This window comes from Sorangium sp. So ce836 (assembly GCF_028553905.1).
Classification (GTDB): Bacteria; Myxococcota_A; Polyangia; order Polyangiales; family Polyangiaceae; genus Sorangium; species Sorangium cellulosum_D.
This window is the reverse complement of the sequence record NZ_CP102233.1, coordinates 9,694,384-9,717,304: the sequence shown is the minus strand read 5'-3', so window position 1 is coordinate 9,717,304 and position 22,921 is coordinate 9,694,384. Positions and strand designations below refer to the sequence as shown.

The window sequence follows — 22,921 nt, the reverse complement described above, 5'->3', positions numbered from 1 at the left end:
CTCGCGGGGCGCGGAGCATCGCGTGTGCCACGGAGGCGGCGAGCACCGCCTTCTCGGTCGCGGACGGGCGGCGCGGCGGCGCGCGCGGCCGCCGGCCTACCGCAGCGGCGCGCGCGACCGCTGGCCTACCGCGGCGGCGCGCGGCCGCCGGCCTACCAGCGGTGGTAGGCCGGGTGCCCTTCCTTGACGGCCACGAACGTCCCGCGGCACGTCGCCGTGACCCGGCCCCCCGCCTCCAGGGTCGCCTCGACCACCACGCGGTCGCCCTCGGCCTCCGCGACCTGCGCCCGCAGGCGCACCGGGCCGAGCGGCGTCGGCTTCTTCAGCTTCACGTGGAAGTCCGCCGTCACCGTGCACGGCGGCGCGTCGGCCCCCCGCGCCTGCATGAGGTGGTGGGCCGCGGTCCAGTTCGAGTGGCAGTCGAGCAGCGCCCCGATGATGCCGCCGTTGACCATCCCGGGGAACGCCTCGTGGTGCGCCTCCGGCGTGAAGTCGCAGACCACCGCGTCGCCCTCGACGCGGCTCTTCAGCCGGAGCCCCCTCTCGTTCGCCGGCCCGCACCCGAAGCACCGGCTCTCTGGCGCGTACCTGTCCTGCAGGCTCGCCGCTTCGCTCAACGGGTGCCCCCCACGAACGCCTCGTCCATCAGCATCTTCTGCTCGAGGAGGTGGCTCGCCCGCGAGCCGGTCGCCGGGCTCGCGCTCGGCGCGCGGCTCACGCACGAGAGCGGCAGCCGGTCGCCGAGCTTGTTCCGGAGCACCGCGAGGACGTAGTACCAGGACCCGTAGTTGCGCGGCTCCTCCTGCACCCACACGAGCGGCGTGCCGTCCTTGTAGGGCGCGAGCGCCTGCACGATCTCCTCGTTCAGCGGGAAGAGCTGCTCCAGCCGCAGGATCGCCACGTCCTTGAGCCCGCGCGTCTCCCGCGCCAGCGCGAGGTCGTAGTACACCTTGCCCGAGCAGAGCAGGATCCGCTTCACGTCGGCCGGATCGACGCCGCTCGTGTCGGGCAGCACGCGCTGGAACTGGCCCTCGGCGAGGTCCTGGATCGTCGACACGGGCCGGTGCGGGCCCTTCGACGTCGCCGGGACGCGCAGCAGGCTCTTCGGCGTGGCGATGATGAGCGGCTTGCGCCACGGGCGGTGCACCTGCCGCCGCAGCACGTGGAACAGCTGCGCCGGCGTCGTCAGGTTGCACACCTGGATGTTGTCCTCGGCGCTGTTCTGCAGGCAGCGCTCGATGCGCGCGCTCGAGTGCTCCGGCCCCTGGCCCTCGTAGCCGTGCGGCAGGAACAGCACGATGCCGCTCAGGCGGTGCCACTTGTCCTCGCTCGACGTGATGAACTGGTCGACGATGACCTGCGCGCCGTTGAGGAAGTCGCCGAACTGCGCCTCCCAGATGACGAGCCCGTCCGGGTAGTCGAGGCTGTAGCCGAAGTCGAAGCCGAGCACGCCCGCCTCGCTGAGCGGGCTGTTGTACGCCTCGAAGCGCGCCGGCGCCTTGGCCACGCTCGACAGCGGCGCGAAGCGCGCGCTCGTCTCCACGTCGCGCAGCACCGCGTGCCGGTGGCTGAAGGTGCCGCGCTGCACGTCCTGCCCGGAGAGCCGCACCGGCGTCCCCTCGGCGAGCAGCGACGCGTAGGCGAGCATCTCGCCCGTGCCCCAGTCGAACGGCTCGCCGGCGACGAGCTTCTCGTGCCGCTGCTTGAGCGTCGGCAGCACCTTCGGGTGCGCCTTGAAGCCCTCGGGCAGCTCGAGGAGCCGCTCGGACAGCGCGATGAGCCGCTCGGCCGGCACGCTCGTCGGCACGTCCGGCGTCGCGTGATCGGCGCCGCCGCGGTAGTGCGTCCACACGCCGCCCATCGAGTAGAGCACCGGCGCGAAGCCCTTCTGCTTCACCTCGTCGAGCGCGGCGGCGAGCGCCTCGCGGCGCCGCAGCACGATCTCCTCGGCCTTCTCCGCGGTGATCTGGCCGAGCTCCATGAGGCGCCGGACGTAGACCTGCCGCACGGTCGGCTTCTTGTCGATCGCGGCGTACATCCGCGGCTGCGTGTAGCGCGGCTCGTCGCCCTCGTTGTGGCCGTACTTGCGGTAGCAGTACATGTCGATGACCACGTCCGAGCCGAAGCGCGTGCGGTAGTCGATCGCGAGCTGCGCGACGTGGGCGACCGCCTCCGGGTCCTCGCCGTTCACGTGGAACACCGGGACCTTCAGCATCCGCGTGATGTCGGACGCGTAGCGGGTCGAGCGGCCCTCCATCGGATCGGTCGTGAAGCCGACCTGGTTGTTCACGATGACGTGGACCGTGCCGCCGGTCGAGTAGCCCTTCAGGTTCATCATGTTGAGCGTCTCGGCGACGACGCCCTGCCCGATGAACGCCGCGTCGCCGTGGATGAGCAGCGGCATCACGCGGCGGCGCGCGTCGGCCGCGCCGTCGGCGAGCCGCCGGTCCTGCTTCGCGCGGACGCGGCCCTGCACGACGGGGTTCACGAACTCGAGGTGGCTCGGGTTGAACGTGAGCGTGAGGTGGACGTTGCGCCCGTTCTCGAGCGTGCGGTCGGTCGAGTAGCCGAGGTGGTACTTGACGTCGCCGCTGCCGAGGTGGCGCTCCGCGTCCTTGTCCTCGAAGGCCGCGAAGATCTCGCGCAGGCTCTTGTCCATGATGTTCGCGAGGACGTTGAGCCGGCCGCGGTGCGCCATGCCGACCACGATCTCGTCGACCTCGTGCGACCCCGCGCGCTCGATGATGAGGTCGAGCAGCGGGATGAGGCTCTCGGCGCCCTCCAGCGAGAAGCGCTTCGTCCCCGCCTCGTAGGACTTGTGGATGAACTGCTCGAAGATCTCGGCGTCGGAGAGCTTCGTCAGGATGCGGAGCTGCTTCTTTCGGTCGAGCGTCAGGCGGTTGCGCGTCGACTCCATCTGCTGCTGGAGCCACAGGCGCGCCTCGGGCTCCTCGATGAACGTGAACTCGACGCCGATCGAGCGGCAGTACGTCTCCTCGAGCCGGCGGATGATCTCGCGCAGCGTGAGGACGGGCGGCACGCCGGCGAGGTCGGTCGTCGGGAAGGCGAGGTCGAGGTCCTCGACGCGCAGCCCGAAGTTCGTGAGGTCGAGCTCGGGCGGCGTCGCGGGCGGCAGGCCGAGCGGGTCGACGTGCGCGAAGAGGTGGCCGCGCACGCGGTAGGCGTTCACGAGGGCGTAGACGCGCGCCTTGAGCGCCGCCTCCGCGAGCACCTTCAGATCGCGCGACGTCTCGAGCGAGGTCGGGTGCTCGCTCAGCGTCTGCGCGAACGCGGCCTCCAGCGTCTTCGCGGCCTCGCCGTTCGTCTTGCCGTGCCCGTTCCCCGGCGCGGCCGCGGGCCGCACCACTTGAGGCTGGACGGACGGCAGCGCGGCCGGAGCGGGCAGCCTGATCGGCGCGGCGCCGCCGTTCTTGCTCTCGAAGAACGAGCGCCAGCCGGGGTCTACCGACTCCGGGTTCTCGAGGTACTGCGCATAGAGCTCCTCGACGAGCCCTGCATTGATTCCGAAATCAAGCTGCATCGTGGTTCGGCGTGCAAATAACGCGTGTCGGGGCGGCACGCTAGAGTCGTTTTCCGATGGCCTCGGTGCATAGGGCGGAACATCGTCCGGGCAAGGGGTCCGAGCGCCTGGAGAAACGGTAGGGAGAAGCGGTAGAAGGGAGCCATGGATCAAGACCGCGCAACCCCGGGTCGAGGACCGGCGCCCGCCGTCCTCCCCATCGACCGTTTCCGGGACCACCTCTTCCACGACGGGAGCCTCGGCTTCTGGCTGGACGTGAGCCGGATCCGCTTCGAGAAAGACTTTTTCGCCACGATGGATCCGCGCATCCAGGCGGCGCTCGCCGAGATGGCGGCGCTCGAGGGCGGGAGCATCGCCAACCCCGACGAGAACCGCCGGGTCGGCCATTACTGGCTGCGCGCGCCTGAGCTCGCGCCCGAGGCCGCGCTGCGCGCCGCGATCGAGGCGACGAACGCGCGCATCCTGAGCTTCGCCGCGGACGTGCACGCGGCGCGGGTGCGGCCGGAGCGGGCGGCCCGCTTCCGCAAGGTGCTGGTCGTCGGGATCGGCGGCTCGGCGCTCGGGCCGCAGTTCGTCGCGTCGGCGCTGGGGACGCCGGCCGACCGAATGCAGCCGTATTTCTTCGACAATACGGATCCGGACGGGATCGATCGCACGCTGGACGCCATCGGGGACGACCTCGGCGCGACGCTCGCGGTGATCATCTCGAAATCGGGCGGGACGAAGGAGACGCGCAACGGAATGCTCGAGCTCGAGGCGGCGTACCGGCGGCTCGGCCTCTCGCTCGGGGCGCACGCGGTCGCGGTGACGGGGGAGGGGAGCGAGCTCGACAAGTACGCGGTAAAGCACGGCTTCCTGGCCCGCTTCCCGATGTGGGACTGGGTCGGCGGGCGGACGAGCGAGCTCTCGGCGGTCGGCCTCTTGCCGGCGGCGCTGCAGGGGCTGTCGATCCTGGAGATGCTGCAGGGGGCGCGCGAGATGGACGAGGTCACGCGCTCGAAGGACGTGCTCCGGAACCCGGCGGCGCTGCTCGCGCTCGCCTGGTACTCGGCGACGGGCGGCGTGGGCCGCAAGGACATGGTGCTGCTCCCGTACAAGGACCGGCTCGAGCTCTTCTCCCGCTACCTCCAGCAGCTCGTGATGGAGTCGCTCGGCAAGCGGCTCGATCGCCAAGGCAAGGAGGTGTGCCAGGGGATCGCCGTCTACGGCAACAAGGGCTCGACCGATCAGCACGCGTACGTGCAGCAGCTCCGCGACGGGCTCGACAACTTCTTCGTCACGTTCATCGAGGTGCTGCGCGATCGCGCGCCGCCGCGCGGCTCGATCGAGGTCGACCCCGGCGTCACGACGGGCGACTACCTCTCCGGCTTCCTGCAGGGGACGCGCAAGGCGCTCACCGAGAGCGGGCGCGAGTCGATCACGATCACGATCGAGACGGTCGACGCGCGCGCCGTCGGCATGCTGATCGCGCTCTATGAGCGCGCGGTCGGGCTGTACGCGTCGCTCGTGGGCATCAACGCGTACCACCAGCCCGGCGTCGAGGCCGGCAAGAAGGCCGCGCAGGAGGTGCTGGATCTGCAGGCCAAGGTGCTCGCGGCGCTGGCCGCGGGCGCGGGGCGCGCGCTGAAGCTCGAGGAGATCGCGGGCGCGGCGGGCACCGGCGACGTCGAGACGGTCTTCTGGATCCTGCGCCACCTCGCGGCGAACCCGGAGCGCGGCGTGGTCCGGGAGGTGCCGCAGGGGGGCTCGCCGTTCGACGCGACGTACCGGCTGGCGCGGTGAGCGGGCGCCCGCCCGGGGGGGCGGGCCGCCTCGCCCGGGGCGGCCGACGGGGCGGCGCCGCTGAGGCGTGAGGCGCGCCGCTGAGGCGTGAGGCGCGCAGGAGGCGCGGGGAGGAAGGGCGCAGGGGGCGCCGGGAGCCGGGGTGGGCTCCCGGCGCGCGTCGCTCAGAAGTGGACGCGCAGGGTCCCGCCCGTCGGGCCGACGCGGAGCTCGGGGGCGTGGAGCGACGTCTGGCGCGGGATGTCGTGGCGCACCCAGACCTGCTGGTTGGAGACGAGGCCCGCGACGAGCAGCGCGAAGCCCGTCACCTGCGTGAGCCCGTTGAGGAGCACGAGGGAGCCGGCGACCTGGCCGTCGTCGCGGGAGAAGTCGACGTCCTCGCCCGTGGCGAGCGTGATGAACGGGCCGCCCACGGGCACGAACAGCGGCGTGTAGCTGCTGGCCTCGCTCTCTCCCTCGCTGAGGATGCTCCCGGCCGTGAGCGCGGCGAGCGCCCACGCGGTGCCGAGGACGATGGACCCCGCGACCAGCAGCCGGCGGCTCTTCTGCGTCTCGAGGCGGTAGCCGTGCGGCGCCGGCTCGCCTTCCTTGAAGGGCAGCGTCCGCGGCATGCCGAGGATGAAGGGCGCCGTATACGACGCGTCGTCCGGCGGCGGCGGGTAGCCGAGCGGCGGCGGGTAGCCCGGCGGCGGCGGGTAGCCTGGCGGCGGCGGGTAGCCCGGCGGCGGCGGGTAGCCCGGCGGCGGCGGGTAGCCCGGCGGCGGCGGGTAGCCCGGCGGTGGCGCGTAGCTCTGCGGCGGCGGGTAGCCCGGAGGTGGCGCGTCGCCCGTAGGTGGCGCGTCGCCCGGCGGCTGCGCGCTCTGCGCTGACGGAGCGTCGCTCTCCGCCGCGGCCGGGGTCGCGAGCGCGAGCACGCCCAGCAGCGCGGCCATCGAGAGGACAGTGCGGATCGCGATCACGTGCGTCTCCCTTCGGGGATGAGAGCCGCTGGCGCAGGCTCGCCGGATCAGAATCGCCATCGGAGCTCCGCGGACGACGCGCCGATCGAGATCGCGGGCCACGGGGACGCAGCGTGCTCGGGGTTGCGCGAGCTCGCCGTGAACTGCCGCTCCAGGTAGACCTCCTCGTGCGCCAGGCCGGCCGCAAACAGGAGCAGCCCGCCCACCTGGGCCACGGCGTCCACCGTGAGCCAGAACATGCCCGCGCCCTCGGCGTCCAGGCTCACCGTGCCGATCATCGGGCCGACGAACGGGATGAACAGCGGCCCGAACTCGTCGAAATCCTCCTCCGCGAGGGTCGCGACGCCCGCGACCGTGAACGAGAGCGCGTACGAGATGCCGAACGTCAGGAGCCCCGCGCCGACGAGCGCGCGATCCGCCCTGGTCTTGAGCGCGTAGCCGCGCGGGATCGGGTCGCCCTCCTCGTACTGGATGGTCCGCGGGTTCGCCCACGGCGGGAGCGGCGGCAGCAGGTAATAGCCCGGCGGGATGGGCATCTGCGCCCCGCCCGGAGGCGCGGGAGGAGCGCTCGCGTGCGCGGGAGGAGCGGTCGCAGGCGCGGGAGGAGCGTGCGCGGGAGGAGCGGTCGCAGGCGCGGGAGGAGCGCCCGGCGCGGCGGGAGCCGCCGTCGTGCTGCCGAGCGCGGGCCTCTGCGGCGCGCCAGGCACCTGCGCGGCCGCGGGCGCGGCGAGCCCGAGCAGCGCGGCGAGCACCGCGGCGGCCTGCGCGCCGCGGGCGCGCGGCGCGGCGAGGCGGCGGCGCGGCACGATACTCCCTTCCGTTGGCCCGATCGGCATGCTGGCTCCCGTCGCGCTCGCGCGGCGACTCCGAGGAACTGCGGTGGCTTCGGTGCAGCGAGGCCAGCATACGCGGACGGCTCGCGAACTCAACGAGGCGCGCACGATGTCCGCGCGCCGCGGCGACGCGCGCCGGACGGCGCCCCGCGCAGCGCGAGCGCGGCCGCGCCTTCGACGACATCGGCGCCGTCGAGCCGCACGTCGGGCTCGAACCCGCGCAGCTCGACGAAGTCGCCGAGCGGGTCGCGGTACGCGCGGGTGCCGAGCGAGAGGGTGACGCCCGAGCGCGGGAGCCGGAAGAGCGCGAGCTCGCCGACGCTCATGCCGCCGCGGGTGTTCTGCCCGACCACGAGGACGCCCGGGATCTGCCGCACCAGCGCGAGCAGCATCTCGCACGCCGACGCGCAGCCGCGGTCGACCAGGAAGACGGCGCGCCCCTCGAGCGGCCCCGCCGCCCGCCCGCGGACCACGGCGCCGCGGGTCGTGAGGTCGACGCGCGGCGCCGCGGCGGCGCGGTCCGCGGCGCGACCCCGCAACGCCCCGGCGACGCGCTCGAGCGCGGCGAGGTGCTCGACGAAGCGCGGCCGCGCCTCGGGCGGGACGTCGCCGCGGGCGAGCCGGCGGCGGGCGCTGTTGGCGCGCCCCTCGGCCGCGGCGACGGAGATGACCTCGCGCTCGTCGAGCGCGCAGAGCGGCGCGTCGGTGAGCGCGAGCGCGAAGCGCTCGGCGAAGAGGTAGTTGCCGCCGGCGTTGCCGCGCAGGTCCACGACGAAGGCGGGCGCTCGCCGCAGCTCGGCGGCGAGCGCGGGGAGCGCCGCGAGCGCCGGGGCGGCGGCGGCGCTGAAGGTGCGGATGGCGAGCACCGGGACGCCGTCGCGGCTCTGCGTGAGCTCGACGGGCGGGCCGGGGCGGCGCGGCGGATCGAGCGGCCGCGGCGGGGCCTCGGTCCGCGCGTCGGCGCCGCGGCCGGCGCACGCCGCCGGGGCGGCCGGCGCGAGCGCCGGGGCGGCCGCCGGCGCGGCGGTGAGCCGGAGCGGCGCGCGGCCGCCGTGGCCGAACGCGAGGTGGCCGTCCGGCGCCGCGAACACGTCGCGCAGGAGCCGCGCGAGCTCGCCGGGGCGCCACGCCGCGCGGCCGCGGAGCGCGGCTTCGGCCCGGGCGAGCGCGAGCGGCGAGGGCGCGGGCGGGCGCCCGTCGAGGCCCGCGTAGGCATGCTCGAAGGCGTAGCGCGCGTCGTCGAGATCGAGGATCGCCTCGGCCGAGGACACGGTCCGCGGCTCGCCGTCGAGGTCGACGTCCGCGATGCGCAGGCTCCGGAGCGGCGCCGGCGCCTGCGAGGGGGCGACCGCCGGCGCCGGGGCGCATGCGAGCGCGGCGCAGGAGAGCGCGGCGCCTGCGAGCGCGGCCCATGCGACCGAGGCGCAGGAGCGCGCCGCGGTCGCGGCGCGGCGAGGTCGGCGGAGCGAGCTCTTGGGGGGCACGGCGCGCGAGGGTGCGACGGCGCGCGTCGCCGGCGCAACCGGAGCCGCTCGGGCTCGTGAAGGAGATCACGGCACCGCAGCGAGATCCAGGGCCAGGCGCGACGGCGCGGCGCCCGCACCGCGCGCCGGCTAGCTGGATGCGCGCCGTCGCTCGACGCGTAGCGCGCCACGAAGATCCCGCGGCCCTCCGGGGCGCGGGGCGTGTCCTCGCCGAACGCGACGGCGCCGCGCGCCGTGTCGTACTCGCCACAGAGCCCAGCTCGGAGCTTCGTCCGAGAGCGCTTCATTGCGTCGACCTCTATCGCACGGCGCAGTCGCGGCCGCCATGACAGGAGGCGAGCGAAGCCTCAATCGCCGCTCCTCTCGAAACCCAGCGTGCCTGAGCCCGGAACCGCAGAGAGCATGAGGTCCCGGACGGGTCCTCTCCGCTGCTCACGACGTCTCCTGGAAACACGCTGGTTGCGCGGCGACAAACAACTCCGCCCTTGAAGTCGACTGCATGGATCTCCTTACGCCTCGTCGCCGCGCGCGCCGTGCGGGACGCGACGGCGCCTCCGCCGCTTCCGGCTGTGCTCGGCGCGATCGCCGCTCAGCGCACGCCCGAGAGCCTCGCGATGAACCCGTGAGACTCCGGATCGCTGTCGCTGCCGAGCGGCTCGTCGAGCCCGGGGAGGTGGAGGGTCCCGGTCACGGCGCCGGCGACGTAGAGGGGATCGCCGGACGCGCCGTTCGCGGCGACGACCCGCAGGGCGACGGTGCCGTCTCCCTCGAGCTGGGCCGCCGAGACGAGGTTGCCTCGAGCATCCAGCCTCATCAGGAATCCCGCCCGCTTCCGGGAGGTGGTGAGCGCCCCGGCGCCCCCCAGCGGGAGCGCGCCCGTGAACTCGCCCGTGACGTAGATCGAGCCCGCCTCGTCCACCGCCACGCCGGCGGCGACCTGGCTCTCCGTCGCATCGCCGAAGCCGCGGCTCCACACGACGCCGTCGTCGGAGACGCGCGCGATGAAGAAGTTCTCGGTCTCCCCCGCGTCGGGCAGCGGCGGGCAGCGCTCTTCGAAGCGGACGCGCCCGCGGTACGTCCCGGCGATCACGACGTCGCCGCCCGGGAGCAGCGCGGCCCCGTGCTGCGCCACCTGCTGATCTCCCTCGACGTTCAGCGTCTTCACGTCCTGCAGGGCGCCGTCGGTGGTCACGTAACGCGCGATGAAGACATCGCGGCGCACCGAGGCGAAGGGGAGGTCCCCGCCGAACGAGACGTCCCCGCTGAGCGAGTCGTAGTCGCCCACGACGGTCACGAACCGCGACCCTGACCTCGAGTTGGCGGCGATCGCCTTGACCGTCACGGCGGCTCGCGGCCCGAGGCGGTGCTGCCACCGGCACGCGCCGTCCTGCGGGTGGAGCGCGGCGAGCAGCGCCGACTCCTGCGGGATGTCCCGGAGCGCGCACGGCCCGAAGCTCCTGCCGGCGTCCGTCACGTCGACGGCGAAGACGAGCGCCTCGGAGGTCGCCGCGAGGCCGCGCGCGGTGGTGCCGTGCGCGGCGTCGACGCTCCACACCCACCCGCATTTGCCCTCTGGGCCGAGCGCCGCCACGAAGCTCGTCGTGAAGGCGGTGTCGAGCAGGCCTGGTCCGATGCGGCAGGCGCTGAGCGACCCCGTGGGCAGGTTGGTGGCCCCGTCGGACTCCCCGGCGACATAGGTGAAGTCCTTGCCGGCGGCCAGGTGCAAGCCCCAGATGTCATTCACCGAGAGCCCGTACCGGCCGTCGCGCGCCCCGGCGGCGCTCCACTTCGCGACCGTGAATTGATAGCGTGAATCCTCGAGGACATCCGTGGCGACGGCCGTCAGCGCGCCGCCCGAGGCGGTGAGATCGCCCACGTCGAAGCCGAGCGTCTCGCCCCACGCGGCCGACGGCTCGATGATGGCGCCCGGGGCCTCGCTGCACATCGGAGCCCCGCCGCCGCTGCCCCCGCCGCCGCCCGCTCCTCCCGCGCCCGAGCCCCCGCCGCCCGATTCCGCGGCTCCGGAGCCGCCCTCGCCCGTGCCGCCCGCGCCCATGCCGCCCGCGCCCATGCCGCCCGCGCCCGTGCCGCCCTCGCCCGAGCTCGCCGCGGAGGAGGTCGCGCCCGGGGCCGCGCCAGCGCCGGACTGCGACGGGTCGAGCTCGCCGACCTCGAGCCCGATGATCGCGTTGCAGCCGCCCGCCACGACGGCGCACAGGCCGGCGCAGGACACGGCGGATCGGATCGGACGGGGCTCGCGTTTCATCGGATCGGCTCTCCGCGGGGTGGCATCCTCCAGGCTGCCGCCGCGCCAGCGAGGGCTCAATGGCAGGCTCTGACGTAATCAGGAAAGATGATGGTGGACTGGCAGGTGAGGCTGCACGACCCGAACGGGCCGCGTTGCCCGCACGGCACGTCCGTCAGAAACACGTTGGAGACCACCGCGCACGTCAGGAGGCCGCTGCAGTTGACCGAGCGGAACTCCTTCTCCTCGGCGCCGCTGCAGTCGTAATCGAAGCCGCCTCCCGGGCTGATCGGCCTGTCGTAGAACGCGCTGGCCTGGCCGGGGTGGACCAGGGGGTTGTCGTCGTTGCAATCGTTGCCGCCCTCGCACGCCTTCGAGCGATAGCCGTCGCCGTCCGCGTCGCAGTCGACGCCGCCGCCGCCGCCGGAGCCCGAGGTGGCCGAGGTGGAGCTCGCGCTGGAGGTCGCCTCGCCCCCGCCGGCGCCGGAGGTGGCCGAGGTGGAGCCCGCGCTGGAGCTCGCCGCGCCCCCGCCGGAGCCATCGCCGCCCGCGCCGCCGCCGGAGCCGGAGGCCGTTGCGGCGCCGCCGTCCCCGCCGGCGCCGGAGGTCGCGGCGCCGCCGCCGGAGCCTGCAGCGTCCGCGGACGAGGCGGCGGTGCTCGCGGACGAGGAGGTGGTGCCTGCGTAGTCCCCGCCAGCGCCTGCGTCGCCGGGGCCGCCCGGGCCCTCGGTGAACGTGACCTCGGGGAAGCACCCCGCGACCGCGCCCAGCGCGGCGGCCGCGGCGGGCAGAGCCAGGCGGAAACATCGGTGAAGCGAGCGCATCCTCGAATGGAAGCCCCCGTTCCCACCGGCGTCAACCGGCGGCGGCCGGATCACGCGCCGCGCCGCGCCGCTTCCGTGGCAGGCTCAGCGGCGCCGTGTGGAAATGTCGTGGGCTGTTCTGCAGGCGCGCGCTCGATGCCGAGCGCAGCGGTCACGGCATGCCCTTCAGCCGAACGATGAACCCCTCTCCCGGCGCCCGGATGGGACGGTCGAAGTCCATGAGAGGGAACGTGTCCGTCAGCTCGCCGGCGATGTGGAGCGGATCGCCGGGTCTCTCGCCCGGCGCGACCGACCAGACTGCCACGGTGCCGTTCCCCGCGATCGCGGTGCCCCAGAGGACGTTGCCGCGCGGGTCGAGCGCGATCAGATAGCTGGACAGCTCGTCCGTCCCGGCGGCGAGCGTCTCGCCGCTCTCCAGCGGGATCTCGCCCTCGAGCGTCCCCGCCACGTAGATCGCGCCGCTCTTGTCCACTTCGAGGCGGACGGCCATCTGATCTTTCACCGCGTCGCCGAATCCACGGCTCCAGACGACTCCTCCTCTCGAGACGCGCGCGACGAAGGTGTTCTCCGAGCTCCCCGCGTCCGGCAGCAGCGGGCAGTCATCCTGGAAATTGAAGGACGGCCCGGAGTACGTTCCGGAGATCGCGAGGTCGCCGCCCGGGAGCAGCGCGGCCCCGTGTCGCGCCGCCGACTGGCTCCCAGGGGCCCTGAGCGGGAGGAGGTCCGTCAGCTCGCCGTCCTCCAGCCGGACGCGCGCCACGAACAGGTCGCGATCCGGCGTGCGGGGGAGCTCCTTCGTCTGGATCTTGATCGCCGCGTCCGGCGCATCGTAATCGCCGAAGACGAGCACCTCCCCGGTCTCCGGGGCCGCGACGAGCTCTTCGATGCGCACGGCCGCGGCGGCCTCGAACGGGCGATGCCAGAGGCACGCGCCGTCGGAGTCGAGCGCCACGAGCTCCGTGGAGCCGCGCTCGTCGCCGGGCCCGAGGGCGCAATCGCGGGTGCCCGCCGTCGCCTGTCCCGAGAGCGAGACCGCGAACACGACCCGCTTGGGCATCGCCGCGAGGGCGAGCGGGGAGGTGTTGAACTCGGCGTCGACGCTCCAGATCCACTTGCATTTGCCCAGCGGATCGAGCGCCGCCAGGAAGCTCGGCCTGTGCCCGTTCTCGTCGGGCAAACCGATCAAGCACCCGCCGTCCGGCGTGAGCAAGGTGAACGGCGCGTCCGACCAGCCGGTCACGTAGGCGGTGTCCGACACGACGGCCAGGTGCTCGGGCCAGACGCTGCCGGGCAGCTCGCCGGTCCTCATCCCGTACGCGGTGTCGAGGGCCCCGGACGGGCTCCAGCGCGCGACCGAGAACCCGACCTTGCCGGGCATGCTGGGGAGCTCCCGCGCCTCCTTGATGACCGCCGTCACCGCGCCGTCCCGCGCCGCGATGCCGGCGACCGACAGGCCCGACAGCTGTCCCCACGCGCTCGACGCGCCGCGGACCGCCCCCTCGCGGGTCGGGCCGCAGAGCGCCGCCTCCCCGCCGGCGCCGCCGCCGCCGCCGTCCCCGCCGCTGCCGTCCCCGCCGGCGCCATCCCCGCCGGCGCCGCCGCCGCCGCCGCCCGTGCCGACCGCGGACGCGTTCGCCGACGTCGCGCCCGCGCTGCCGGACGACGAATCGAGCTCGCCGACCTCGAGCCCGATGATCGCGTTGCAGCCCGCTCCGGCCGCGGCCGCGAGCAGCGCAGCGCGGAACATGGGTCGAGTGTTCATGAGATCGCGCGTCATCTCTCCGTCTCCCGTGGCGCGGCGCCTCCGGCGGCCGGCGAAAGATCACCCTCGCCACCGCCGGCTGCATGCCGGGCGTGGCTCCGGACGTCGCGAGATTACCAGCGCTCCGCCGGCCGCGGCTGCCGTCAGAAGATCACCTTCGCCACGGCGCCTCCCGGCACCACGCCGACCGTCGCCCTCGGGGCCGCCGGCGCCTGCGCCGACGACGGCGCCGTGAAGATGAGCACCGCCCCGGCGCCCAGCGCCGCCGCCCCGACCAGGAACGCGACCGTCGAGATCGTCCCCGCGGTCGCGCCCTGCCGCTGCAGCTGGATCCCTCGCTCCGCGCAGACGTTGGCCTCGTCGCAGTACGGCTCGGCGTCGCCCTTCTTCCCGAGCGCGCGCAGGCCGAACGCGGCGCCGACGCCCAGCCCGACAACGCCGGCGCCTGCGCTGATCCAGCCGGCCGTCCGCTGCATCGAGCTCCCCCCCGCCCGCGGGCCCTCCTTCGGCGGGAGCGCGGGCCCGGCGCTCCCGCCGCCGGCCGCGGGCTCCTCCGGCGCCACGAGCAGCTCGGCCTGCGCGCCCTCGGCGAGCTGCACCGTGAACGTCTTCTGCTTCCGGCCCGGCGCCGCCGCCGTCACCTGGACCTCGCCCGGATCCACCGGCAACGGCGCGCCCAGCGAGCCCGCGCCGACCGGGATCCCCGAGCGCTGCACGGCCGTGTCCGACGGCGCGCCGGGCGCGAGCCGGATGGTGAGCCTCGGGACGCGGCCCTCCAGCGCCGCGGCGCGCGCCTGCGCGATGGGGCGCCGGTCGTCGTTCGCCGGCAGATCGCGCGCGAGCTGCCGGAAGATCGACCACGCGGTCGCGATCTTGCCGCGCTTCTCCTCGCAGTCGGCGAGGTTGAGCAGCGCGCCGGGCGCCGGATCGAGCTCGTAGCTCTCCCGGAATTTCGGGCACGCCGCGTCGTAGTCCTTCGCCTGGAGCGCCGCCCTGCCGGCGTCGAACAGCGCCTCCGCCGCCGCGGGATCGCGCACCTGCGCCGAGGCGCCGGGGCAGGCGAGGAGCGCGGCCCCTCCCAGGGCGAGCACCTCGACCGGGAATCGTTTACGCGAGCTCAATCTACCCATCGGTCTACCCATCGGTGCGACCTCAGCGTCGCCGGTTGAACGGGTCCTCCGCCGGCGTGGGCGCTGGGGCCGGCGCGGGGGCGGGCGGCGTCTTCGCCGGGGCGGTCGCGGGCGGTCGCGCCTTCCCCGCGGCGGGCCGCGCGGTGGCCGCCGTGGTCGCGGGCGGCGCCCCGGTCGCGGACGCGCTCGGCGTGGGCGCCGGCGGCGGCGTGGGCTCCGGCGGCGCGGGCACGGGCGCGGACGGCGCGATCGCCGGGACCGCATCGCCGGACGCCGCGGGCTCTGCGCCGGCCCCGGGCGCGCCCGCGCCGCCGAGCGGCCCCTGCGCCGCCCCTGCGCTCGCCCCGGGGCGCGGCTCTGCCTCCACCGCGGAGCCGTTCGACGCGTGCTCCGCGCCCCCGGCGCTCCCGCGCTGCCACCACACGAGCCCGACCAGGGCGCCCACGGCCAGCGCGCCGGCGCCGGCCAGGAGCGCGCCCACGGCCGCCGCGCGCGGCGCCGGGCGCTCCGTGCCGACCGAGCGCTCCACGACCGGCGAGACCGTGCCCGCGCCCCCGCCGGCCGAGCCGGCGCTGACCGCGCCGCCGCTGCCCGTGCTGGGCGAGCTCGCCGCGGAGAGCTCCGTGCCGTGCGGCCCGCTCGCCGGGGCGCGCGCGTGCGCCGCCTGGCGCCCTGGATCCGAGAACAGGTGCCCGCGCCCCGGATCCGGGTGCGCGGACATGCGCGACGGATCCGGGTGCGAGCCGGGCGCGGGGTCGAACGCCGCGCCGCCCCGCGCCTGGCGCAGCGCGCGCTGCATCGCGCGGGCGTTCGGCCAGCGCCGGTCGGGATCGAACGCGAGGGCCACGTCCATGACGGCGGCGATCGGCGGGGGGAGGGCCGGCAGGACGCTGCCCACGGGCGGCGCCGGCTGGGTCATGGCCGCGAGCAGGAGCAGCGGGAGCGTCTCGGCCTCGTGCACGTAGCGCCCCGAGAGGAGCTGGAACATGGTGCTCCCGACGGCCCAGAGGTCGGTGCGCGGGTCGACCCTGTCCCACTGCCCTCGCGCCTGTTCGGGCGGCATGAACTGCGGCGTCCCCATCAGGCTGCCGGCGCGCGTGGTCGCGTTCGCCGGGGACGAGAGCTCGCGCAGCCGCGCGATGCCGAAGTCGAGCACCTTGAGCTGCCCCTGGCGCGTGAGGAAGAGGTTGTCGGGCTTGAGGTCGCGGTGGACGATCCCGCGCTCGTGCGCGACGGCGAGCACGTCGAGCAGGTCGTCGGCGATGCCGAGCACCTCGCCCACGCCGAGCACGCCGCTCGGCTCGCGGGCGCGGCGCGCCTCGACCGTCTCGCCCTCGAGCAGCTCCATGACCAGGAACACCGAGCCGTCCTCGGTGACGTCGTCGTCGAGGACCCGGACGATGCCCGGGTGGTCCACGCGGTTCGCGACGTAGCCCTCGCGCAGGAAGCGCGAGCGCGCTTCCTGGTCCTCGGACAGCTCGCGGCGGAGGATCTTCACCGCGCCGCGCATCCCGTTGCGGTGCGTGCCGGCGTAGACCATGGCCATGCCGCCGAAGCCGAGGAGGCGCTCCAGGCGCCATTTGCCGCGCAGGACCTGGCCTACGAGCGCCTCCGGCCGGAAGCCCTCAGGGTCGACTCGGGTCATCGGCGGAGATCACCTCTTGTCCTGGCCACGGGGGGCGTCGCCCCGCCGGCGAGGCCGGCGGAGCCGACGAGGCCGGCGCGGCTCGAGCGGCAGGGGTGGCTGACGGGCGCGCGGCGCATGACGGCCGCATGTTACCCCGGTCTCGGGCGGTGGGGCGCGAAACCGTCCAACACACGCGCGCCTTCCGATCCGCGCGCTGGCGCCGGCGGATCGGGAGGCGCGGGGGAGCGGCGCGCGTGCGGCGCGGGGGAGCGGCGCGCGGCGCGCGCGGGGGCCGACACCCTTGACGTCGCGCGCGAACGGGGACACTTCGCCTGCTCCCGGAGGATCGAGCGAGCATGCGCAAGACGGTGAGCCACGCGGCGTTGATCCTCCTCGCCGCCGTTTCCTCGATTCGGTGCGGCGGCGCGGCTGCCCATTCCCCGACAGCCCCTGCGCACGAGCCCGTCGTCCATGCGCAGGCGCCTGCCGGCCCTGATCGCGGTCCCGGGCACGCGGCCCATCACCACGATCGCGGTCCCGGGCACGCGGCCCATCACCACGATCGCGGTCCCGGGCACGCGGCCCATCACCACGATCGCGGTCCCGCGCAGCACGACCACGGCCATCGGCCGGCGGCGGGCTCGGCCCCGGGGGCGCCCGAGGACGAGCTCCGCGCGGTCGCCGCGATCCATGGCGGCGCGGGGCCGTGGGCCGTCGCCGGCTACCGCATGGGGCGGTATGCCCTCGCGAAGCTCGGGCTGCCGCCGCGGAGCTTCGACCTCGAGGTGGAGCACCACAGCCCGCGGAGCGTGCAGTTCTCCTGCATCGCGGACGGCGCCGCCGCGGCTACGGGCGCGAGCCTCGGGAAGCTCAACCTCAGCCTGGTCGAGGCGAGCGAGGCCGGCGTGGAGACCACGTACCGGCGCAGGTCGACCGGACAGGCCGTGACGCTCCGCCCGTCCGCGGCCTTCCGCGCGCGCTTCCGCGACGTGCCGAGAGAGGGGCTGGAGGCGTCCGGCAAAGAGGTCCTGTCCTTGCCGGACGCCGAGGTGTTCGAGGAGGTGCCGCCGCCTCCCGCCGGCGCGCCCCGCTGACGAGGCGGCCGCGGGGGGGAGCTTGGGGGAGCCCAAGGACGAGCCGACCACCCCCTCTGGGCGCGCTCACCGCGGCCTGAGGCGATTACCGCTCGTCCTCGCCCTCGCCCGACGCGCCATCTTCCGTTGCGCCCCCATCCGACGCGCCGCCGTCCGCTACGCCCTCCTCCGACGCGTCGCCTTCCGGCGCGCCGTCCTCCGCGAAGGACTCGTCTTCCTCTTCATCTCCGGTGGACGCGGCGCCGCGGGAGACGGGGAAGGGCGCATAGTCCTTCATCTTGTCGGTGCCGGCGTACCAGTACTCCGCGGCGGCGCGCAGCCTCCGCTCGGCGTGCACGACGAGCGTGTAGGCGGCGTCGCGGAGCTTGCGCGAGCGCTGCGCCTCGGGAGAGAGCGTCTTGTCGGCGAGCATGCGCGCGAGCAGCGGCGAGAGCTCGCGGAGGCGGGCCGCCGCGTCGGCCTCGCCGCGAGGCGCCTTGTGAAGGGCCTCCGCGTGCTCGGAGCAGAGCAAGAGGAGGTCGGAGACGTCCTGGACCAGATCCGCGTCGCCGCTGCCCGCGCGGATCGCCGTGAGCCGCTTTTGACCCTCGGGGCTCTTCCTGAAGCGGAGATCGAAGAAGCGGAGGAGCGTTTGCCGGTGCAGGGCGGCCTCGGCCGCCGGCTTCGCGAACGTCGCTGCGGCCCGCTCCTGGCGCTGCTGCGCGGCTTGCCAGCGCGATTGCGTGGCGCGCAGGAGCTCGATCTTGTCGCGCAGCGCGAGGATCTCCTCGCGCGTGAGCGGGGGCTCGTCCTCGGGGAAGGGGGTGCGGACGAGATCCGCCGCGTCGCGCTCGGCGGCGAGCTGGATGCGGCTCGCCCAGACGACGCGCCGGGCGAGCTTGCCTGGAAACACCACGGTGTTGTCGCCGACCGACTCGGCCTCTCGGAGGAGCTCGGCCTCGCGGGCGGTGCTCAGCGTGGTTGCCGCTGCTCTCGTCGAGGCGCGAGGCGCGCCCCGTGTCTCGCGCGGAGCGGGCTTCTTCGAGGCCTTGTCGGTCCTGGGCGACGTGGTGGTGGATGCCTTTGCCATGGTAAAAATACGCCTCCTTGTCGGGGCCAGCGCCCCTCGGAACGAGGGGCTGGAAGAACGGCGAGGGTATCGGCGAACAAGGCATTGGCCAGAGGAGAGCACGAGTCGGTCGCGTCGCGAGCGAGGCGCTGGGGCGAGGGTTGGGAGATGCGGTGTGCCGCGGCATCGGAAGGATGCGGAGTGCCGGCGTCGCGGGCAGCGGGCACGGCGCTGGCGAAGGGGGCGCGGGCGCAGGAGGGAGGAGGGAGAAAGGGGTGCGCAGCAACCACAAAGGCGCGCGAGACGACGCCGGGGCTGCGCAGGAGGGCCGACGGGGCTGCGCAGGAGCCGGACGATCGTGGCGAAGGACCCCAACGGGGGCGCGCAGGAGGGGCGCGGGGGCTGCGCAGGACAGCGGCGAGTGTGGCGTAGGACACAGACGGGGGGTGCGCAGGAGGGCGCTGGGGCTGCGCAGGAGGGCCGGCGGGGCTGCGCAGGAGGGTCGACGGGGCCGCGCAGGAGGGCGCCGGGGCTCGTGCAGGAGGGCCGACGGGTTGCGCAGGAGGGCCGACGGGGCTGCACAGGACGGCCGACGGCGCTGCGCAGGAGGGCGCCGGGGCCGCGCAGGAGGGCCGGCGGGGCTGCACAGGAGGGTCGACGGGGCCGCGCAGGAGGGCGCCGGGGCTTGTACAGGAGGGCCGACGGGTTGCGCAGGAGGGGGTACGAGCGGAGCCCTGATAACACTTCACACCGGCAGCCGCCGTGACACTTTCCTGAGCTACGGGCCCGTGGTCCGGGAGGACTGGAAACAGGGACCGGATCCTCGTCGACGCGACACGCTCGCCTCGTTCTCTCGAACCGCCAGGATCTATATACGAACCGCTCCCCGCGGTCTCGGTACACGCGAGCCTCTGCTCACGGTCCGGCGTGCGAGCGCGCAGGTCACCGTGCCTTGGCGAGCTGCAGCTCCTTATTCTTCAAGGTGACCTGCGCGAGCAGAACCGGCCCATAGTACAGCTCCCAGACGTCGTCGGCGCGCGATCGCGTTGGCGTTCCACATGATGCCGGAGCAGACAGCGCGGCCGCGGCGTCGAGGTGGACGCCGGCGAGTTCGCGATCGCGCTTGCGTACACGGCGCCCGCGCAGATAGTGGGGCCGCGACGTCGAGGAGCACCGCGTGTCAAGCGACAGTAACTTTTACTGACGCTCTACACCGCGGCGTGCTCCGCACCTTCCGGCGGACCGGAGGGGCGGTCTATGAGAGGAGGGGCTGCCTGATGAAGAGAGCGTGTTCTCCCGGATGCGGCGCGGTGGCCGTCTCCTTTAGCTCGGATCCCCTGGATTGGGTGTGGGTCGGCGTGGCCCTGCTCGTGCTCGTCGGCATGGGCGCCGCGCTCGTCCTCCGCTTCCGGCGCCGTCGCTGACGCGGTAGGCTGGGTATACCCCGCACGGGGGCGCCGCTCGCTTGGGGCGGCGCCAGGCGGGGGAGCGGCCACGGGGACGAGGTGAACGTCCGCAAGCCTCGGGCTCGGTGCCGTCGGTGTCGCCTGGCCGGGCCGCGGAGCGGCCGCGGAGGTCGAGAATTGCATCGGGCGCTGGTGACCCGCCGTTCATCGACCAGCTCGTTGGCGACACCCCCGCCGCGTCACCGCGTGCGTCCCTGCGCACGCCCGGGACGGGCCGACCCACATGCATTCCGGGTTCACCGCGAAATTTGTCTTTGACGCCCACGTCACGCTCAGAGAAATGGCTCGCGGTCCTCAGCGCACTGCGCGCGCAGCGGCCAAAGGCTTCCAACCCGGGGGGAGACGGTGAGGGCGTCACAGCGACGGATCTCATGGGCAGCAGGGGTTGTCCTCCCGCTCCTTGTCGTCCCGGCGCGCGTAGAAGCGTACGAGCTGAGGGCCGGCGTAAGCCTCGGGTGGCTCCAGGCCGGTACCGTTCCGCGCCTCGCGGTGGGGCCGCACGCGGGCATGGCGTGGCCCATCCAGCGAGACATCCTGTTCGGGGTGCACGACCTTTGCACGATCCTACCCCCGACCCAGGAGGACGGGCCCGGGGTGTACAACCAGACCTCGGTTGACATCGGGTACGCGTGGAAGGACGGCAACGTCAGCGCGGGGCCATCGGTCGCGCTCTACGTCGTGCCGGCATGCGGCATCACCTTGTGCGGCCTCGTCGGTGGCTTGGCCGTAGGCGGCCACGCGCAGACGAACGCGTACGTTGTCGGACCGCTGGGGGTGTCGGTGAGCGTCAACGTGGATTGGGTCGGTCGGGGCAGTCTGGTGCTCCCGAGCTACGTGTCCGTCGTCGTTGTTGCTGGTCCTGTGCTTCGATGGAGTGCTAAATGAACGTGAGAACAGTCCTATTATTGGTCGTGGTCATATCCGTTTGGACGCTGGCGGCGTGCAACTGGACGATCGGAGACTGCTACCCTGTCGGGGAAAGAACTTCGGGTGCAGGTGCCGGTCCAGGCTCGGAGCCCCGCCCCGTCTACACCTCCGCCGCATCCGGGGACTTCGGGGCGGAGCCGCCAGACGGCCCGCACGACGGCAGCGAGCGCAAGATCGCCTGCAACGAGTGGGAGCTCGAAGATGATGAAGAGGAGAGACCGAGCGACAGCTCGGAGACCCCGACGACATATAGCCCGGAGAGCCCGCGAGACACGTGCCCCGGAGCCGGCGACGTAGCCGCAGACGGAGCGACCTTCTTGAGCTGTAGCGGTGCATGCAGCTCGAAGTGTCCGAAGCCCGGAATGGCCCACTTTGTCTGGGTAAATTTTGATCCATCGGATTTTCCGTTTGTTACCACTGTCCAGGATGACGGAAGGGGTAAGGCCGGAGGGTACCAACAGGCCAAGGCAAACCTGAAATTCGAGCACGTGTCTACAGCCGGCACCAGGGAGTGGTACTGTTCTCTCACCATCCAGATGCCGCTCCGGACTGAGTTGATGGGAAAAATCGATCCACTCCTTGCAGCCAACCTCAGCGAAGAGATCACGGAGGAGGTCGGACAGCTCATGGACTATAACTTGCCGCCGGGGATCTTCTGCGAAAGGTTTCACCGCGCGGTGGACGCTGCGTTCAAATTCAAGTGCCCGAAACTAGGCGCCTCGGTGACGAAATGATGGTGATAAACCGCTCCGATCTGCTCGACCTCGTCTACCGCTTCTACCCGCGGGGCGTGCATAACTTCGAACGCAGGCACGTGCCTCCCAACGAGCCCTTCTACGACGACACGGAAGAGCACCGCCGCCTGGTGGAAGCCGCAAACCGCGGGCGAGCGGAGTACCCAACGTGGGAAGCGATGATCCACCGCATGTACGAGCGATACAGCCTTCAAAACGAATCGCTCAGCCTTGTGGCAGGGGGGAGCGACCCGGCATACTCGGCCCGCATCTATCGCCCCCAGGACTCGGGGCCCGTTCCCTCGCTCAGCGACAGGGCTTCGCTCAGCTTCCACGTGAGCCTCCTCGGGCCCTATTATGGGATCCACGATACGGGCGAGCCCGACGAGATACCGGCGGCGGTCGCAGAAGAGATCGAGGCCACGTACCCCGGTTACCAGACGATCCCGCCGGAGCTCGGGAACGAGGTGGTGCCGGACGTGGCGATGGACGGGGCGTTGATGGGCGAGGCGACGATCTACATGTGCCTCTTCTCGAAGGTCTGGACCTGGGTGGATCCGTAACTACTCCCCCCGGGCGGCCGCCGTGCCTGTGGCTGAGCTCGGCGCCCCGCCGCGGCGGCGCGACCGTGGCGATACGCGCCGGGGGATCTCGGGCGGCTCGCACCTCGGCAGCGGCGTAGCTGCGCTTGGCCATCGTCAGCCCATCCGTAGGTATGGTGGTTGATAACCGCTGCTACCGCCACCGAAACAGGGGCCACCAGCTTCGCTTGGGCTTTGCGGCGGCGCGTGAAGCACCGCCATCACCACCGCTCCCGGCGCCCTCCCCGTGGAGCGAATAGCCCCGCTCCACGATGGCGCCGCTCACCATCGTCGTGAAGAGCATCCGCAGGGACTCCTCCTGTTCGAGCGGCGCGACGAAGCCGAAACCGAACAGAAGCAGGTCGCCGTGGGCCTCGCAGAGGAACAGCTCGTACACCGCCCCGAGGGCGAGCTTCGTGCACTCCTCCAATCGGTGCCGCTCGAACGCCATGCCCTGCCAGCTCGTGCTCTCGCGGAGGTGACGCAGCGGTGCCTTGCCCTTCACGAATCCGTCGACGTGCCGCCGTCGTTCCTCCTCGTCCCGCCCCCGCCCGACGATGACGTAGAAGTCGAAGCTCACCCCCACGATGGCGACGGCGTTGTACCCAAAGAAGCCGGGCTTCTCGCGGACGTCACCCTCCTCGTACCAGAGCTCGGGCAGCCGAAGGGGGTAGGGTCCAACGTGAACGATCTTCGGCTCGATCATGGTCATGCGCTCCAAGCGGAGCTCGACCGATACCACGGCGGCCGAGCAGGTCACGACGAAGAGTGTGTCGAGCTCCAGATCCCTGCCCGCGATCACCTCCTCGCGCCGCTCGTCCACGCCCCGAGGGCTGCGCCGTTGACGCGTAGACCGGAGACCAGTACGCCTTGCAGAGGGTGGA

General features: G+C 73.3%; 18 protein-coding genes. 6 read left to right on the top strand and 12 right to left on the bottom strand.

Annotation, left to right across the window (positions count from 1 at the left end; translation table 11 throughout):
* Window positions 1–152: 152 nt before the first annotated feature.
* Window positions 153–617, bottom strand: a complete 465-nt coding sequence (locus NQZ70_RS35165) for a PaaI family thioesterase (RefSeq protein ID WP_129578127.1) — start codon at window positions 615–617, stop codon at window positions 153–155.
* Window positions 614–3,541: a 2-oxoglutarate dehydrogenase E1 component gene (locus NQZ70_RS35160; protein ID WP_129578126.1), complete on the bottom strand. Its 2,928-nt coding sequence runs from the start codon at window positions 3,539–3,541 to the stop codon at window positions 614–616. Before NQZ70_RS35160 ends, NQZ70_RS35165 begins: the two co-directional genes overlap by 4 nt.
* A gap of 144 nt (window positions 3,542–3,685) precedes the next feature.
* Between NQZ70_RS35160 and NQZ70_RS35155 the strand changes: the two genes are divergently transcribed.
* Window positions 3,686–5,323, top strand: coding sequence for a glucose-6-phosphate isomerase (locus NQZ70_RS35155; protein WP_129578125.1), 1,638 nt, complete (start codon window positions 3,686–3,688; stop codon window positions 5,321–5,323).
* A 164-nt stretch (window positions 5,324–5,487) separates the two neighbouring features.
* On the opposite strand, the gene NQZ70_RS35150 is transcribed toward NQZ70_RS35155, so the two are convergent.
* The 8 genes from NQZ70_RS35150 to NQZ70_RS35115 all read right to left on the bottom strand — a co-directional run bounded on the left by NQZ70_RS35150 (window position 5,488) and on the right by NQZ70_RS35115 (window position 16,205).
* A complete protein-coding gene (locus NQZ70_RS35150) occupies window positions 5,488–6,282 on the bottom strand; it encodes a hypothetical protein (RefSeq protein WP_129578124.1) in 795 nt (264 codons plus the stop codon).
* Between the two features lie 47 nt (window positions 6,283–6,329).
* Window positions 6,330–7,088, bottom strand: a complete 759-nt coding sequence (locus NQZ70_RS35145) for a hypothetical protein (protein WP_129578123.1) — start codon at window positions 7,086–7,088, stop codon at window positions 6,330–6,332.
* 119 nt (window positions 7,089–7,207) lie between these two features.
* On the bottom strand, window positions 7,208–8,599 hold the full coding sequence (locus NQZ70_RS35140; RefSeq protein ID WP_129578122.1) for a S41 family peptidase: 1,392 nt from the start codon (window positions 8,597–8,599) through the stop codon (window positions 7,208–7,210).
* A gap of 589 nt (window positions 8,600–9,188) precedes the next feature.
* Complete coding sequence (locus tag NQZ70_RS35135) at window positions 9,189–10,865, bottom strand: hypothetical protein (RefSeq protein WP_237244318.1); 1,677 nt, start codon at window positions 10,863–10,865, stop codon at window positions 9,189–9,191.
* 56 nt (window positions 10,866–10,921) lie between these two features.
* Complete coding sequence (locus NQZ70_RS35130) at window positions 10,922–11,668, bottom strand: hypothetical protein (RefSeq protein WP_165374333.1); 747 nt, start codon at window positions 11,666–11,668, stop codon at window positions 10,922–10,924.
* 151 nt (window positions 11,669–11,819) lie between these two features.
* Window positions 11,820–13,430 carry a hypothetical protein gene (locus NQZ70_RS35125; RefSeq protein ID WP_165373713.1) on the bottom strand — a complete coding sequence of 537 codons (1,611 nt, stop codon included), beginning with the start codon at window positions 13,428–13,430 and terminating at the stop codon, window positions 11,820–11,822.
* Window positions 13,431–13,573: 143 nt separating this feature from the next.
* Window positions 13,574–14,560: a c-type cytochrome biogenesis protein gene (locus NQZ70_RS35120; RefSeq protein WP_129578120.1), complete on the bottom strand. Its 987-nt coding sequence runs from the start codon at window positions 14,558–14,560 to the stop codon at window positions 13,574–13,576.
* A 22-nt stretch (window positions 14,561–14,582) separates the two neighbouring features.
* Window positions 14,583–16,205 carry a serine/threonine-protein kinase gene (locus NQZ70_RS35115; protein WP_129578119.1) on the bottom strand — a complete coding sequence of 541 codons (1,623 nt, stop codon included), beginning with the start codon at window positions 16,203–16,205 and terminating at the stop codon, window positions 14,583–14,585.
* A gap of 338 nt (window positions 16,206–16,543) precedes the next feature.
* Between NQZ70_RS35115 and NQZ70_RS35110 the strand changes: the two genes are divergently transcribed.
* A complete protein-coding gene (locus NQZ70_RS35110) occupies window positions 16,544–17,281 on the top strand; it encodes an FmdE family protein (RefSeq protein WP_207217576.1) in 738 nt (245 codons plus the stop codon).
* Between the two features lie 85 nt (window positions 17,282–17,366).
* Here NQZ70_RS35110 and NQZ70_RS35105 read toward each other — a convergent pair whose 3' ends face one another.
* On the bottom strand, window positions 17,367–18,350 hold the full coding sequence (locus NQZ70_RS35105) for an ATPase (protein ID WP_129578118.1): 984 nt from the start codon (window positions 18,348–18,350) through the stop codon (window positions 17,367–17,369).
* Window positions 18,351–19,606: 1,256 nt separating this feature from the next.
* Between NQZ70_RS35105 and NQZ70_RS35100 the strand changes: the two genes are divergently transcribed.
* From NQZ70_RS35100 to NQZ70_RS35085, 4 genes are all read left to right on the top strand, one after another.
* Window positions 19,607–19,753, top strand: a complete 147-nt coding sequence (locus tag NQZ70_RS35100; RefSeq protein ID WP_165374332.1) for a hypothetical protein — start codon at window positions 19,607–19,609, stop codon at window positions 19,751–19,753.
* Window positions 19,754–20,389: 636 nt separating this feature from the next.
* Window positions 20,390–20,680, top strand: a complete 291-nt coding sequence (locus tag NQZ70_RS35095; RefSeq protein WP_237244317.1) for a hypothetical protein — start codon at window positions 20,390–20,392, stop codon at window positions 20,678–20,680.
* The gene (locus NQZ70_RS35090) at window positions 20,677–21,456 is read left to right on the top strand and encodes a hypothetical protein (RefSeq protein ID WP_129578117.1); all 780 of its coding nucleotides are present in this window, start codon (window positions 20,677–20,679) and stop codon (window positions 21,454–21,456) included. The genes NQZ70_RS35095 and NQZ70_RS35090 overlap by 4 nt, the downstream gene beginning before the upstream one ends.
* Window positions 21,453–22,019 carry a hypothetical protein gene (locus NQZ70_RS35085; protein WP_237244316.1) on the top strand — a complete coding sequence of 189 codons (567 nt, stop codon included), beginning with the start codon at window positions 21,453–21,455 and terminating at the stop codon, window positions 22,017–22,019. The genes NQZ70_RS35090 and NQZ70_RS35085 overlap by 4 nt, the downstream gene beginning before the upstream one ends.
* A 172-nt stretch (window positions 22,020–22,191) precedes the next feature.
* Here the strand turns inward: NQZ70_RS35085 and NQZ70_RS35080 are convergent, their stop codons facing one another.
* Window positions 22,192–22,860, bottom strand: a complete 669-nt coding sequence (locus NQZ70_RS35080) for a hypothetical protein (RefSeq protein WP_129578116.1) — start codon at window positions 22,858–22,860, stop codon at window positions 22,192–22,194.
* Window positions 22,861–22,921 lie beyond the last annotated feature (61 nt).

Excerpts from the sequence above, each read along its gene's own strand:
- NQZ70_RS35110 (WP_207217576.1), top strand. The coding sequence starts at position 16,544 with ATGCGCAAGACGGTGAGCCACGCGGCGTTGATCCTCCTCGCCGCCGTT.
- NQZ70_RS35130 (WP_165374333.1), bottom strand. The coding sequence starts at position 11,668 with ATGCGCTCGCTTCACCGATGTTTCCGCCTGGCTCTGCCCGCCGCGGCC.
- NQZ70_RS35160 (WP_129578126.1), bottom strand. The coding sequence starts at position 3,541 with ATGCAGCTTGATTTCGGAATCAATGCAGGGCTCGTCGAGGAGCTCTAT.
- NQZ70_RS35115 (WP_129578119.1), bottom strand. The coding sequence starts at position 16,205 with ATGACCCGAGTCGACCCTGAGGGCTTCCGGCCGGAGGCGCTCGTAGGC.
- NQZ70_RS35090 (WP_129578117.1), top strand. The coding sequence starts at position 20,677 with ATGAACGTGAGAACAGTCCTATTATTGGTCGTGGTCATATCCGTTTGG.
- NQZ70_RS35100 (WP_165374332.1), top strand. The coding sequence starts at position 19,607 with ATGAAGAGAGCGTGTTCTCCCGGATGCGGCGCGGTGGCCGTCTCCTTT.
- NQZ70_RS35135 (WP_237244318.1), bottom strand. The coding sequence starts at position 10,865 with ATGAAACGCGAGCCCCGTCCGATCCGATCCGCCGTGTCCTGCGCCGGC.
- NQZ70_RS35120 (WP_129578120.1), bottom strand. The coding sequence starts at position 14,560 with ATGGGTAGATTGAGCTCGCGTAAACGATTCCCGGTCGAGGTGCTCGCC.
- NQZ70_RS35155 (WP_129578125.1), top strand. The coding sequence starts at position 3,686 with ATGGATCAAGACCGCGCAACCCCGGGTCGAGGACCGGCGCCCGCCGTC.
- NQZ70_RS35085 (WP_237244316.1), top strand. The coding sequence starts at position 21,453 with ATGATGGTGATAAACCGCTCCGATCTGCTCGACCTCGTCTACCGCTTC.
- NQZ70_RS35125 (WP_165373713.1), bottom strand. The coding sequence starts at position 13,430 with ATGAACACTCGACCCATGTTCCGCGCTGCGCTGCTCGCGGCCGCGGCC.
- NQZ70_RS35105 (WP_129578118.1), bottom strand. The coding sequence starts at position 18,350 with ATGGCAAAGGCATCCACCACCACGTCGCCCAGGACCGACAAGGCCTCG.